The organism is Pseudomonas koreensis (genome assembly GCF_024169245.1).
Taxonomy (GTDB): Bacteria; Pseudomonadota; Gammaproteobacteria; order Pseudomonadales; family Pseudomonadaceae; genus Aquipseudomonas; species Aquipseudomonas koreensis_F.
This window is the reverse complement of record NZ_JALJWP010000001.1, coordinates 4,470,175-4,483,116: the sequence shown is the minus strand read 5'-3', so window position 1 is coordinate 4,483,116 and position 12,942 is coordinate 4,470,175. Positions and strand designations below refer to the sequence as shown.

General features: G+C 58.3%; 10 protein-coding genes. 8 read left to right on the top strand and 2 right to left on the bottom strand.

The genetic code is table 11. The features are described 5' to 3' along the window. Positions 1-53 precede the first annotated feature (53 nt). The 3 genes from J2Y90_RS19740 to pgm all read left to right on the top strand — a co-directional run bounded on the left by J2Y90_RS19740 (position 54) and on the right by pgm (position 4,725). Complete coding sequence (locus J2Y90_RS19740) at positions 54-1,520, top strand: hypothetical protein (protein ID WP_253502126.1); 1,467 nt, start codon at positions 54-56, stop codon at positions 1,518-1,520. 49 nt (positions 1,521-1,569) lie between these two features. Continuing rightward, positions 1,570-2,970 (top strand): PLP-dependent aminotransferase family protein, encoded by a 1,401-nt coding sequence (locus J2Y90_RS19735; protein ID WP_253502124.1) that lies wholly within the window; start codon positions 1,570-1,572, stop codon positions 2,968-2,970. Between the two features lie 108 nt (positions 2,971-3,078). Further along, positions 3,079-4,725, top strand: a complete 1,647-nt coding sequence (gene pgm, locus J2Y90_RS19730; RefSeq protein WP_253502121.1) for a phosphoglucomutase (alpha-D-glucose-1,6-bisphosphate-dependent) — start codon at positions 3,079-3,081, stop codon at positions 4,723-4,725. A 54-nt stretch (positions 4,726-4,779) separates the two neighbouring features. Here the strand turns inward: pgm and J2Y90_RS19725 are convergent, their stop codons facing one another. Next, a complete protein-coding gene (locus J2Y90_RS19725; protein ID WP_042610056.1) occupies positions 4,780-5,475 on the bottom strand; it encodes a pirin family protein in 696 nt (231 codons plus the stop codon). Positions 5,476-5,733: 258 nt separating this feature from the next. Between J2Y90_RS19725 and J2Y90_RS19720 the strand changes: the two genes are divergently transcribed. Further along, on the top strand, positions 5,734-8,208 hold the full coding sequence (locus tag J2Y90_RS19720; RefSeq protein WP_253502118.1) for a UvrD-helicase domain-containing protein: 2,475 nt from the start codon (positions 5,734-5,736) through the stop codon (positions 8,206-8,208). Positions 8,209-8,257: 49 nt separating this feature from the next. Here the strand turns inward: J2Y90_RS19720 and J2Y90_RS19715 are convergent, their stop codons facing one another. Continuing rightward, on the bottom strand, positions 8,258-8,530 hold the full coding sequence (locus J2Y90_RS19715; RefSeq protein WP_041480416.1) for a DUF1652 domain-containing protein: 273 nt from the start codon (positions 8,528-8,530) through the stop codon (positions 8,258-8,260). 265 nt (positions 8,531-8,795) lie between these two features. On the opposite strand from J2Y90_RS19715, the gene J2Y90_RS19710 reads away from it, so the two are divergent. The 4 genes from J2Y90_RS19710 to J2Y90_RS19695 are packed head-to-tail and all read left to right on the top strand — an operon-like array spanning position 8,796 to position 12,584. Then, a complete protein-coding gene (locus J2Y90_RS19710; protein WP_253502115.1) occupies positions 8,796-9,608 on the top strand; it encodes an AraC family transcriptional regulator in 813 nt (270 codons plus the stop codon). A gap of 52 nt (positions 9,609-9,660) precedes the next feature. Then, positions 9,661-11,067 carry an NAD(P)/FAD-dependent oxidoreductase gene (locus J2Y90_RS19705; protein ID WP_253502112.1) on the top strand — a complete coding sequence of 469 codons (1,407 nt, stop codon included), beginning with the start codon at positions 9,661-9,663 and terminating at the stop codon, positions 11,065-11,067. Positions 11,068-11,098: 31 nt separating this feature from the next. Beyond that, on the top strand, positions 11,099-11,443 hold the full coding sequence (locus tag J2Y90_RS19700; protein WP_042610052.1) for a cupin domain-containing protein: 345 nt from the start codon (positions 11,099-11,101) through the stop codon (positions 11,441-11,443). Between the two features lie 55 nt (positions 11,444-11,498). Beyond that, positions 11,499-12,584, top strand: coding sequence for a polyamine ABC transporter substrate-binding protein (locus J2Y90_RS19695; RefSeq protein ID WP_253502109.1), 1,086 nt, complete (start codon positions 11,499-11,501; stop codon positions 12,582-12,584). Positions 12,585-12,942 lie beyond the last annotated feature (358 nt).

The window sequence follows — 12,942 nt, the reverse complement described above, 5'->3', positions numbered from 1 at the left end:
CGCTCAGTGTCCTGATTGCGTGGCATGAAACTTTTGATACCGGGTAAATACCGATGAGCACGATCCATGATCAGGCAATGAACTATGTCTATCAGCAAGTATTGCAGCGTTTGCTGAGTTTCTTTTCCCGAGCCGAGCGCACGGCTTTGCAGCTGTTGATCCAGCGCTTGGTGGTGGCTGCCGGCGGCATGGAAAACATAGGTCATTTCAAGGTGCTGGTCCCTCAGTCCGGCTTGCGTGACAGCTGCTACACACTGGCCCTGCTCAGGGCCGCGCAGTTGACCATTGCCGGCCGCGCCCCGGCGACGTTCCAGTTGCGGGTAGCCACGCTGCGCTGGAATGGCGACAGCCCTGTCGTCCTGCAGAACCTGCATCGCAGCTACAGCGCACTGTTTCTTTACGACGATCCGCGGGTCGAAGTGCTGATGGTGGATAACCGCGAGGTGATGCCATTCGACCATCGCACGCCTGTCAGCGATGAGGGGCGTGAGGCCAGCCGGGTCAATCTGCTTCTTGTCGGACACTGTCGCACATGGCTCGAGACGCCTGAATTATGGGACGACGCCTATCTGGCCACGGCCGAGTACTACAGCCAGATCGCCCGCTGGAACAATGGTGTCGATGCCATGATCAGCGCGGAAACCAAGGGCAGTCAGCGGCATTTCCTCGAAGGTCTGAACCGTGCGATGCAAAGAGTGGCGATAGCCGGCCCCGGGGTTGTACACGCCGGATTCGAAGCGCTCTTTCCGCTGCTTGACGGGCTCGGTGACGATTTCTATCGCGAGCTGCGCCCCGATGATGAGCGGACGGCCTGGCGCCCGGAGGGCGAATTCGAAGCCTGTCGGCGCACCAGTTTTATCGACATCAACGACATGATGGTCGGCAAACCCGAGGATCGCTGGCCGCTGCTTGGCGAATTTCTCGGTCATGTGAGTGACGATCTGGCGTTGTATCAAGGCGAAGCGGTTTTTGCCGATCCTCTGATCTCGGCGCACATAAGGGGTTTGTACGCACGGTTCATCGAGGGTCGCGCCTATGAGGCGGGTATAGACGATTACGTGCAGCACACACTTGCCGACATGCGCCGAAAACAGGTTGCGGAGCCAATCTGCGCGCATTTGCTGTCCAGCTACGAGAATGTCGGCGGGCCAGAGCAACTGCGGATAATGGCAGAGGATTATCTTCTGGACGGTTTCGGTCTGAACGAAACGCAATTGGCGTGCCTTTTGTTCGCACCGTTCATCGACAGTGGCAAAGGCCTCGAACGCTTCCTGCGCAACTGTCACCCCGGCATGCTGGTCGCGATGCCTGACCTGCACCGCGCCATGCAGGGATTGCACGCGCCGGAGCAGGTGTTGAAATGGATAACGGAAGTCAGCGGTCTGCCAGTCAGGCTGGTGATCCGTCTCTATGCAATGGGACCTGTCCAGATTTGTGCCCCCGCAGAATACGCCTCTGAGCATGCAGGTTCGGGTGAGGCAGATGCGGCCTCGCAGTTCGAGCGATCGACGGAAGGCTGATTGTGAGCGAAAGCCTGGATTGTGAACCAATGTCTACGGAAATGAGGGTGTGAAGGGCGCGCGGGACAATGACTTTGTTTACCAGGCAGTTTATCGGTATCTGACCACGCTGATTGACGATGCGGGCGGCAGCGCAGCAGTACGCATGCCCTCGTTACGACAACTGTCCGAACGACTGAACGTATCCATTTCAACGGTGCAATACGCGTATTCACTGCTGGAAAAAGAAGGTCGGGTCTATTCCAAAGCCAAGTCAGGGTATTACGCGCAAGCGCTTTTCAGCATGGACGCCCCCGGCAGCGGCAGTGATCTGCTCGAAACCGTTTACGTCAACGCGAGACGTCCCGGAATGTGTGTATTGAGCGCCGACGAACCGGCTTCACTACAACCGTTGGACAGTCCGTTGTTGACGTTGGAGCGCGAACTTTTGCGGCAATACCCCCGCCAGCTTCAAACGCTGGTGCAGCCGTGTGGTGAGCTGGAATTACGGGTTGCCCTGGCTGCCCGGTACACCTGTTCGACGGCGAATTACTGGCATGCTGATGACGTCTATATCGGTGCTGATCTGCGCGGGGTGCTGGAAATCCTGATTTCGGTTCTTGAGTTGCGTCAGGCCGCCGTCGTTGTCGAGTCGCCCTGTGACTGGGTGATATTGCGCCTGCTCGAATCGTCCGGTGTGCGTGTGATCGAATGGCCGTTGCTGGCTGAGGGCGCGCTCAACCTTTCAGCACTGCAGTCACTGCTCGAAAACGAGCCGGTACGCTTGATCCTGCTGTCTTCGGTGTTGAGCATGCCTCAGGGGAGCAGTTTGACCCAGGATCAACAGCAGGCAATCGCGAAGATGCTCGATCGATACGGTGTCTGGGTATTGGAAAACGACTGTTACAGTGAGTTTGATGAGCGCGCTGATTCACAACGTCTGCGTAACTGGCTCGACCCTGATCGTCTGCTGGTGTTTTCCACCTTCGAGAAATTCATCGGCGCAGAGGCGCCATATGGCTTTGTTCTGTCGCGACATTGGCGGCAGGAATTGCAGCGCCATTTCCTGTTACGCGCGTTTCGCTTGTCGCCAATCCGCCAGAAAGCGATCGCCAGACTGCTCAGCGGTGGGCGGCTTGACCAGCATCTATCCTTGCTGCGGCGAATGCTCAATGAGCGCCGTACCCAGTTAATCCAGGTATTGCGCGAGCGTTTGGGCGATGCGCTGCAGATTGTCGAGCCGCAGAGCGGGGCGACGGTCTGGGTGCGTTCGATACGGCCGGTCGACATGGCGAATGTGTTCCATCGGCTGCTCAAGCAACAAATTATCGTGGCGCCGGGTGAGTTGTTCAGTCTGCAAGGCCTGCATGCGGACCATCTGCGCTTAAGCGCGCTGAACCATGGTGAGCGAGATTTGACATGTGTTATCGGGCTTCTCGGTGATGCCTTGCGTTTATCCCCGGGCCGATAATGTTAAAAAACATCGGGCGTGGTTCGGATACATCCCGTCGCACAGTGGTCAAACTGCCAGTAAACTGCGCAGCATTTCCTGAACCACTCCGATTTCAGAGGTTTTTGCATGACACTCAGTCCTTTTGCGGGCAAACCGGCACCGGCAGAACTGTTGGTCGACATCCCGCGACTGGTTACGGCCTATTACACCGGCCAGCCTGATGCATCGATTTCTACTCAGCGAGTGGCGTTCGGCACCTCCGGCCACCGCGGCAGTTCGTTTGATTTGAGTTTCAACGAATGGCACGTTCTGGCCATCAGCCAGGCGATCTGCCTGTACCGCGAAGCCCAGGGCATCACCGGCCCGCTGTTTGTCGGCATCGACACCCATGCACTGTCGACCCCGGCCGGCGCCAGCGCACTGGAAGTGCTCGCCGCCAACGGTGTCACGGTGATGATCGCCGAAGGCGACGAGTACACGCCGACGCCGGCAATTTCCCATGCCATTCTCTGCTACAACCGTGGCCGTACCTCCGGTCTGGCTGACGGCGTCGTTATCACCCCGTCGCACAACCCGCCACAAAGCGGTGGCTACAAATACAATCCAACCAACGGTGGTCCGGCCGATACTCACATCACCAAGTGGATCGAAGCCAAGGCCAACGAACTGCTGGCGAACAAACTGGCCGGGGTCAAGCGCATCAGCTACGAGCAAGCGCTCAAGGCCAGCACGACTCATCGTCACGATTACCTCAACACCTATGTCGCCGACCTGATCAACGTCATCGACTTCGATGCCATCCGCGACGCCAAGCTGCGTCTGGGTGTCGATCCGCTGGGCGGAGCAGGGGTGCGCTACTGGTCGGCCATCGCCGAACACTACCGTCTCGACCTGGAAGTGGTGAATAAACAGGTCGATTCGACTTTCCGTTTCATGACCGTCGACTGGGATGGCCAGATCCGCATGGATCCATCGTCCAGCCACGCCATGCAGGGCCTGATCGGGCTGAAAGAACGTTTCGACGTGGCGTTTGCCTGTGACCCTGATCACGACCGCCACGGCATCGTCACGCCATCCGGTGGTTTGCTCGCACCGAACAATTATCTGGCGGTGTCAATCGATTACCTGTTCCAGAACCGTCCGCAATGGCGCGCCGATGCGGCCGTGGGCAAAACCGTGGTCAGCAGTGGCCTCATTGACCGCGTGGCCAAGCGCCTGGGTCGTCGCCTGTACGAAGTGCCAGTGGGCTTCAAGTGGTTTGCAGACGGCCTGTTCGACGGGTCGTTGGGTTTTGGCGGTGAAGAGAGCGCCGGCGCCTCGTTCCTGCGTAAGGATGGCGGCGTTTGGAGCACCGACAAGGACGGTCTGATTCCCGCCTTGCTCGCCGCCGAAATGACCGCGCGCACCGGGCGCGATCCAAGCCAGGCCTACCGCGCGTTGACCGATGAGCTGGGCGAACCGTTCTCGGTGCGCGTCGACGCCAAGGCCAATCCTGAGCAGAAGGCACTGCTGAGCAAGCTGTCGCCGGAGCAGGTCACCTCGACCGAGCTGGCGGGAGAGAAGATTCAGAGCATTCTCAGCCATGCGCCGGGCAACGATCAGGCGATTGGCGGCCTGAAAGTCATGACCGACAACGGCTGGTTCGCAGCACGTCCGTCCGGCACCGAAGACATCTACAAGATCTACGCCGAAAGCTTTATCGGCGACGACCACCTCAAGCAATTGGTGGCCGAAGCGCAAACTTTGGTGGATGGCGCTATTTCCAGCAAATGATGCGCATATGAAAAAGGGCAACCGGATTGGTTGCCCTTTTTTATTGCCTGCAGATCAAGCCAGGTCGACCAGTACAATCTCGCTGTCTTCAATCGCGGTGACCGTCAGCACTTGCTCGTGAGCCACTGCCACACCGTCACGCGCCTGAGCACGCAAACCGTTGACCTCGATCACGCCGGTGGCTGGCACCAGATAGGCGCGACGTCCCTCGTCCAAACGGTATTCAGCGGTTTCACCGGCCTTGATGTTCGCTGCAACCAGACGTGCATTGGCGCGAATGCGCAGACTCTCATCGTCGCCGGCCTTACCGCTGGCCAGTGTGACAAAACCTTCGCGCTCACCTTTGGGAAACGGCTTGGCTCCCCAGGATGGCGGTGCACCGGTCTCGGTCGGCAGAATCCAGATCTGGAAGATTTTGGTTTCCTTGTCTTCCAGGTTGTATTCGCTATGGGCGATGCCGGTACCGGCGCTCATCACTTGTACGTCGCCGGCTTCGGTACGGCCCTTGTTGCCCAGGTTGTCCTGGTGAGTGATCGCGCCTTCACGCACGTAGGTGATGATTTCCATGTCGCGGTGCGGATGCTGCGGGAAACCGGTGCCTGCGGCGATGATGTCATCGTTCCATACACGCAGATTGCCCCAGCTCATCCGCTGCGGGTCATAGTACTCGGCAAAGGAAAAGTGGTGATGCGCGTCCAGCCAGCCATGATGGGCGCCGCCCAGCGAGCTGAAGGGTCTGAGTTCAAGCATGATCGTCTCCTTGATTAGGTTCGTCAGGGGGCGGGCCCCGTGGTTGATGATGACGATCATCTATCAGGCAATCATCGATAAAAAGCGCAAAAACTGCCGCATCATGATCAGGTTATTAGATGGGATTGCGCCTCGAAATCATTTCATCCAACTTTCAATTCGTCGCCTAAACCGATGACCTGTAAGCATTTCGCTAGAACTGCGCGGCAAATCCAGACACCATAGCCGCCACAGCCTCACACCCTGGAGTCCGTCAGCGTGGCGCAACACATCCCCGATCTTCCTCCTGAACTTCGACCACTGGCCGAGATGCCTTGGTTCAAGCGCCTCGCCGCGCGTTTCTTCGGTCACGGCCTGACAAAATTACGTGCCCAGCACCGCGCTTCCTGGCTGCACGGTCAGGCTGACGGCTTTCGCAGCGGGCACACCGCTGGCGTCGAATACGGCTTCAGGGAAGGCAAGCTCGAGGGGTTGGAAGAAGGCCGTCAGGTCCTGTTGATTCGCGACAGTCGCAACACCGAGCATCGCCCGCCCAGCATCGATAACAACCTGTTCGATGACTGGCGCTTGCCGCTTACGGCTGAGCTGAAAAAACGCATCAAGACGGATGTCGCTCGTTTGCTCCCGGCGCACGCCCAGCCCAGCGCCGCGCAATGGAAAATGATCTTCAGCGATACGCCGTCAACTTCGGTGGTGGCCGGGGCCGGTGCAGGTAAATCGACCACCTTGGTGCTGCGCATTCTCTTGCTCAGCCACTATTTGGGTTTCGAGCTGGACTCGATGACGGTGGTGACCTTCACCCGTGAGTCGCGCAAGGACTTCATCAACAAACTCATCGAAATCTTTACGCTGTGGGGCCAGCCGCTGAATCTCAAGCAGGCCCGCGAACTGGTGCGAACGTTCCACTCGCGCATTCTGCCGATGATCCGTAGCCTGCCGGGTTTCGAGCGTTTGCAGGCCTTCGAAAATCTCAGCGATCGCCCGCAAAGCGGCGCAGAGGAGATCGACAGCAACCCGTTTGACCTGCGCATCAATGACGCGCAGCGACAGCAACTCAATGCCTGTTATCACCGCTTGTTCAATGAAGACGAGCGTTTCCGCCAGTTGATCCAGCCGCTGTCCCGCGCCGGACTGCAATTGAAGGAGCTGGAACGCGATCACCCCGATGTGCAGAAGCGCATGGCGGTCACCGAGCTTGCGGCCAAGCGCGATGAAGAACTGTGCGATGTCATTGAGGATCTATGGTTTCGCGCGGGTGCGTGGCCCATCAAGGGGATCGAACCCAGTCGGCAAAAGTTCGAGATCAACGGCTCGACGTTCCACTGTCACGGCTATATCCCGAGCCTCGATGCCTGGGTGGTGCTCGGCTTTGACTCCAGGGAAAACGCCCAGCTATGTCGGCCAAACGCCAAACTGAGTGTCCGTGCGGAATGGGCGGTCAAGCGCACCCTGTTTCAAGCTTTCTGCCGTAAGCCATTGATATGGCTGGATAGTTACGAAGCTTCGAAGCGTGTTCTGGCGACCTTGGCTGGCGATGCCAGCGCCGGTCCCGGCTTCGACTACAAGGTCAAAGGCGAGTTGGCATCGGCGCCATTGCTCGATTGTTTCGTCGGCGCGGCAGGTTTTATCGAAAACCTCGGCCTTGATGTACCGGACGTGGTCAGTCGCATGAGCTTTGCCAAGGACGACCCCGACCGGTTTTTCTTCGAGGCCCTGAGCCTGTTCTGGCGCGCGTTCGAAGATCACCTGCTGGACCAGAAACCGCCCGTGATGACCTACAACCGCATGTTCGCCCTGTTCAGCGAGCACTCACCGGAAAACCTCAAGTTGCTCAGCGATGAGCTGCTGCGACCGATGTCGCACTTGATGATCGACGAGTTTCAGGACGTTTCACCGCAGATCGTTTCGTGGATACGCGCCAGCCTCAACGAAATCCGCAGCCGTGGCCCGGCCATGCACGTCGGGCGCGGTGCGCAGCGTTCGTCGCTGTTGTGCGTCGGCGATGACTGGCAGTCCATTTACGGCTGGCGGGGCAGTTCGCCGAGCTACTTCATGGAGTTCAACAAGGAGTTTCCTTCGCCGAGCACCACGCGGGTGATGCTCAGTGACAACTACCGCAGTCATCAACACATCATCGATGCCGCCGAGCACATTGTCCGCGCAGCGCCGGCCATCCCAGGCAAGAAGGCCAGGGCCAGTGGTGAGCCCAAACCATTGCAGCCGGTCAACGTGCTCGAGCGGAATGACGAGGCGCTGGGTCAAAGACTGGCCGAACATTACCGCCGGGGCGATTCGATCTTGATGCTCTATCGAAAAAGCAGCGATAAGTTATTGATAGAGCAGCATATTCAGCCTGTAGTTAATGTTGATTCGAGCTTGCCTTACGAAGCGCGACGGCTGAAACAACTGACCTATCACAGTGCCAAGGGCTTGCAGGCTGATGCAGTGTTCCTGCTCGGCGATTGCCAGCACTTGACCAGTTCGCCCTACAAGAATCAGGTCTACCGCATGGCCGGACTGGGCAAAACCGGCGACAGCGAGCCGTACGACAGTGCGCAAAAAGATGAAATCCTGCGTCTGGCCTACGTGGGCATAACCAGGGCGGTCAGCCATTGCTACTGGTACGTCGAACCGCAAGAACCCCAAGCTGTGAACATGCCGAGAGCCTCGGATCGCGTCGCCAAGGGCAGGCCATTCTTTGTCGATCATCGAAGCGAAAAGGCCAGCGCCTGATCAATAAAAAGCCCGCATCGCTGCGGGCTTTTTGATTTAAATCAGCTGGTTATGCGTAATTCTTGAGAGATTCCGGAGGAGTGAAAGCTTCCAGCTCATCCTCTATGGCTTCGATGATGCGCTCGACATCCGCCGCGTTCATCACTGTCGCACACGGAATGCCAGCGATGGCGATCATGGTTTCGCCGCTTGCGCGATCGAACAGCCGGGCGATCAGGCTGCCGGGCGCATCCATCGTCGCCTCGAATCCCATGGGATGAAAATGCCAGCGCATCAGCTGGCAGGCGTTGGGAAAGGTGACTTTGCTGAATCCTTTGTTCATGGTGTTGCCCGCCTGCTTCATCGAGCGCTTCCTTTTGCTCATGTTAGGTGGGAAGAGCCGTCATTGGCTCAACCGGTGCTTGAGCTTTAAAAGTAGCATCCGTGTGTGAAAAAACTGTGAGTTTTTTCAGTCCGTTTAGCGATTGATTCGCATTTTTTGATGTAAGTCACTGGCTCGTCGATTATCGCCAAAACGCCACCATGGATTTTTCATTGAAGCGGCAGAGGAACTTAGGCAAGCTCGGTTCTTTTTCGCCGAGCCGCTTATGCACGCCGATGACGACGGCCCAGAACAGACCCAGGCCACGGCTGCCACGGTCATGCGCTATCACCTGAGCTGGAAACACCGGGATCTGGACAGCGTCATGGCGCTTTATCACGCCGATATCCAGTACAACGATTTCTTTCAGAATCGCGTGCTTGCTCTGGACGAGTTGCGCGAATACGTGCGCGTGAGCATGCCGCGAGAATCCGACGAACTGCTCGAACATTGCGACCGCATTCGAGTGGATGGCAACACCGCGTTCATTCAGTACGAGGTGACCTTGCGTGGCGGCGATGGTTTGGTGTCGTTCCGTTCCAGCGAAGCGATCACGGTCAGGGACGGTTTGATCTGGCGCGTCAACGAGTACGCCTCGCTGGTGCGTACCCAAACCGACGGCAGCTCAGCGCCGAGCCGTCCTGCGGTCAGTCGTCTCGGTCTGTCACCGCGGCAACTGAGTTTCATGGCTGAAGACTTGCAGCAGTATTTCGAAAAGCAGCAACCCTACCTGGATCCTGAGCTTGACCTGCAGCGGGTGGCGAAGGAGTGCGGGTACAGCCGCAACCAGATTTCCTATCTGCTCAACCAAGTGCTGGGGCAGAGCTTCTATCGCTACGTCAATCAGGCGCGCCTGCAACATCTGATGCGCGCACTGGACCGCGCCACGCCACCGTTGCGCGTCGACGAGTTGGCCTATGCCGCTGGCTTCAACTCGTTGTCGGCATTCTATAAATGCTTCCGCGAACACACCGGCCAGTCACCCAAGGCCTACGCCAGGCAAATTTCTCTGCGGGCACGCGCGCAAGACAGCCACTGAAGGCAACCACTAGGATCGACGCCATCGAAGGTTTTCAGTGGCGGAGTCTGGCATGTCGGCGTGGCGCACGATCAGTTTGTGGATGGATCAGCTTGAAGAGCCGCTGCTGGCCCGGCCTGCGCTGGAGCGGGATCTGGACGTCGACGTGGCAATCATCGGCGCCGGTTACACCGGACTATGGACGGCGTACTACCTGAAGAAACACGCGCCTGGCCTGGATATCGCCATCATCGAGGCGCAAACCGCCGGATTCGGTGCGTCCGGCCGTAATGGCGGCTGGCTGATGGGCAACCTGCTCGGCGAGGACCGCTTGCTGGCAGGATTGTCGCTAGAACAACGCCGGGCTTCATACGATCTGCTGCACAGCATCCCTGATGAGGTAGAAATCGTCCTCGAACGCGAAGGCATCGACTGCGATTACCGCAAGGGCGGGGTGCTTTACTGTGCTGCGCGCTATCCAGAACAGGAGACGGTTCTGCGCGATTACCTGAGCAAGCTGCACGCTCAAGGCCTGACAGACGACGATTACCGCTGGCTCAGCCCCGAGCAACTGGCCCAGCAGATTCGCGTGGCAAAACCCTATGGCGGCATTTTCGCGCCACACGTTGCGACCATTCACCCGGCGAAACTGGTGCGAGGTCTGGCGCGGACCGTGCAGAACATGGGGGTGAAAATCTACGAAAACAGTCCGGTGACCCACTGGCAGTCCGGCAGTTTGCGCACCGCCAGGGCCAGCGTGCGCGGCCGCTGGATCGTCCCGGCCGTGGAAGGTTATTCGGTGACGTTGCCGCCGCTGGGCCGCTATCAGTTGCCGGTGCAAAGCCTGATCGTCGCCACCGAACCGCTGTCCGCTGCGACCTGGGATGAAATCGGCCTCAATCGCGGGCAGGCCTTCAGTGAATTCAGCCGGCAGGTCACTTACGGCCAGCGCAGTGCCGACAACCGCCTGATTTTCGGCGCCCGTGGCGGTTATCAATTCGCCGGCAAGCTGCGCCACGACTTCAACCTGACCGGCGACGAAGTCGAGTTGCGCCGCTATCTGCTCGGCGAACTGTTTCCGCAACTGAAAAACGTACAGATCACCCATGCCTGGGGCGGCAACCTCGGCATGTCGCGGCATTTCAAGCCGCACATGCTTTGCGACCGTGCCAATGGCATCGCGCTGTCCGGCGGTTACGGCGGTGAGGGCGTCGGCGCCAGCAACCTTGGCGGACGCACCCTGGCCGATCTGATTCTGGAGCGCGACAGCGAACTGACCCGGCAACCGTGGGTACTGCCCGATGGCGGCATGCATGCGCTGCGCGCCTGGGAACCGGAGCCGTGCCGCTGGCTGGGCTACAACGCGATCATCAAAAGTTTCGTGCATGAAGACCAGACCTTGGCCAACCCGGCCACGGCACCCTGGCGGCGCAAGCTGGCCAGCCGGGTCGCCAGTTTCATGGAAGGTTTCATGCACTAAACGCCGTTTCCCTCAATAAACAGGTCACGCCATGAGCATCACCCAATTCAAGAACACCGCCACGCTGGCGCTAGAAGAATCCAGCCCGGTCGCCGTGCCCCTCGGCGAGCCCGTTGCAATCGCCTCGACCACCAGTGTCGAGCGCGACGACGGCGTTGAAACCGGCGTCTGGGAATGCACCCCGGGGCGCTGGCGGCGGCAGATCACCGCGCAGGAGTTCTGCCATTTCATCTCCGGGCGTTGCACCTTCACCCCCGACGGTGGCGGCGAAACCCTGCATATACAAGGCGGCGACGCACTGATGTTGCCAGCCAACACGCTCGGGATCTGGGATATCCAGGAAACCGTGCGCAAGAGCTACGTGCTGATTTTCTGATTGTTTGATCGTTTGATTGCCTGCCAACAAAAAAAGCCCATACAGGAATCGCCCCATGATCCAGAAAACCCTCGCATTGGCGCCGTTGCTGCTGGCCGCTTCCGTCAGTCACGCGGCCGAGACGGTCAAGGTCTACAACTGGTCCGACTACATCGCCCCGGACACCACAAAGAACTTCCAGAAAGACACGGGCATCGGCGTTACCTATGACGTCTACGACAGCAACGAAACCCTCGACGGCAAGTTGATGACCGGCAAATCCGGTTACGACGTGGTTTTTCCGTCAAACCACTTCATGGCGCGGCAAATTCAGGGTGGGGCGCTGAAGAAACTCGACAAGAGTCAGTTGCCGAACTGGAAGAACCTCAATCCAGCGCTGCTCAAGGCTTTGCAGACCAACGACCCGAACAACGAGCACGGCTTTCCATACCTGTGGGGCAGCACCGGCATCGGCTACAACATCGCCAAGGTCAAAGCGGTGCTGGGCGACAATGCGCCGGTGGATTCCTGGGACCTGATTTTCAAGCCCGAGTACATGGAAAAATTGCAGAAGTGCGGTGTGGCGATCCTCGACAACGGCCCGGAATTGCTCCCGGCGGCGCTCAACTACCTCGGGCTGCCGCACCACAGCAAGAACCCCGAGGACTACAAGAAAGCCGAAGCGCTACTGATGAAAGTCCGGCCCTACGTCAGCTACTTCCATTCCTCGAAGTACACCAGTGACCTGGCCAACGGTGATATTTGCGTAGCGGTAGGGTTTTCCGGGGACATCCTGCAAGCCGAGAACCGCGCCAGGGAAGCGAAAAACGGCGTCGAGATCGGTTATGCGATTCCCAAGGAAGGCGCGGCGATCTGGTTCGACATGGTCGCCATGCCCGCCGACGCCCCGGACGAGAAGGCCGGCTACGCCTTCATGAACTACCTCCTGCGCCCCGACGTCATGGCCGGGATTACCAACTACGTGCATTACGCCAATGGCAACGAACAGGCGGACGGCCTGATCGATCCGGCGATCAAGAACGACACCAAGGTGTACCCGAGCCCGGAAATGATGGGCAAGCTGTTCGCGTTGGAGGCGATGCCGTTGAATATCGACCGGATTCGTACGCGGGTATGGAACAAAATCCGCACTGGTAGCTGAGCCGCCGTCCCCTGTAGGAGCTGACGAGTGCAACGAGGCTGCGATCTCTTGATCTTGATCTTCAAAAGGTCAAAGTCAAAAGATCGCAGCCTCGTTGCACTCGTCAGCTCCTACAGTCCGAATAACGTCATAGAGTTGATATCAAAGCACTGGCACCGTTGGCTGAAAGTGTGACTTGCCCAACAAATCAAAACTTACCGATATTTAATATTTAAATAGAAAATCGTCAGACAATTCCCTCCATATCTCCAACTAAAAACAATCTGTCTTCCCCGCACGCTTTGTTTACGGCAGTTTCCTGTTATCGAGAGATTGGATCGCAAAAAAACCCTTTACGACAGATTTCAAATTGTGTCAG

Excerpts from the sequence above, each read along its gene's own strand:
- J2Y90_RS19740 (WP_253502126.1), top strand. The coding sequence starts at position 54 with ATGAGCACGATCCATGATCAGGCAATGAACTATGTCTATCAGCAAGTA.
- pgm (WP_253502121.1), top strand. The coding sequence starts at position 3,079 with ATGACACTCAGTCCTTTTGCGGGCAAACCGGCACCGGCAGAACTGTTG.
- J2Y90_RS19725 (WP_042610056.1), bottom strand. The coding sequence starts at position 5,475 with ATGCTTGAACTCAGACCCTTCAGCTCGCTGGGCGGCGCCCATCATGGC.
- J2Y90_RS19715 (WP_041480416.1), bottom strand. The coding sequence starts at position 8,530 with ATGAACAAAGGATTCAGCAAAGTCACCTTTCCCAACGCCTGCCAGCTG.
- J2Y90_RS19710 (WP_253502115.1), top strand. The coding sequence starts at position 8,796 with ATGCACGCCGATGACGACGGCCCAGAACAGACCCAGGCCACGGCTGCC.
- J2Y90_RS19705 (WP_253502112.1), top strand. The coding sequence starts at position 9,661 with ATGTCGGCGTGGCGCACGATCAGTTTGTGGATGGATCAGCTTGAAGAG.
- J2Y90_RS19700 (WP_042610052.1), top strand. The coding sequence starts at position 11,099 with ATGAGCATCACCCAATTCAAGAACACCGCCACGCTGGCGCTAGAAGAA.
- J2Y90_RS19695 (WP_253502109.1), top strand. The coding sequence starts at position 11,499 with ATGATCCAGAAAACCCTCGCATTGGCGCCGTTGCTGCTGGCCGCTTCC.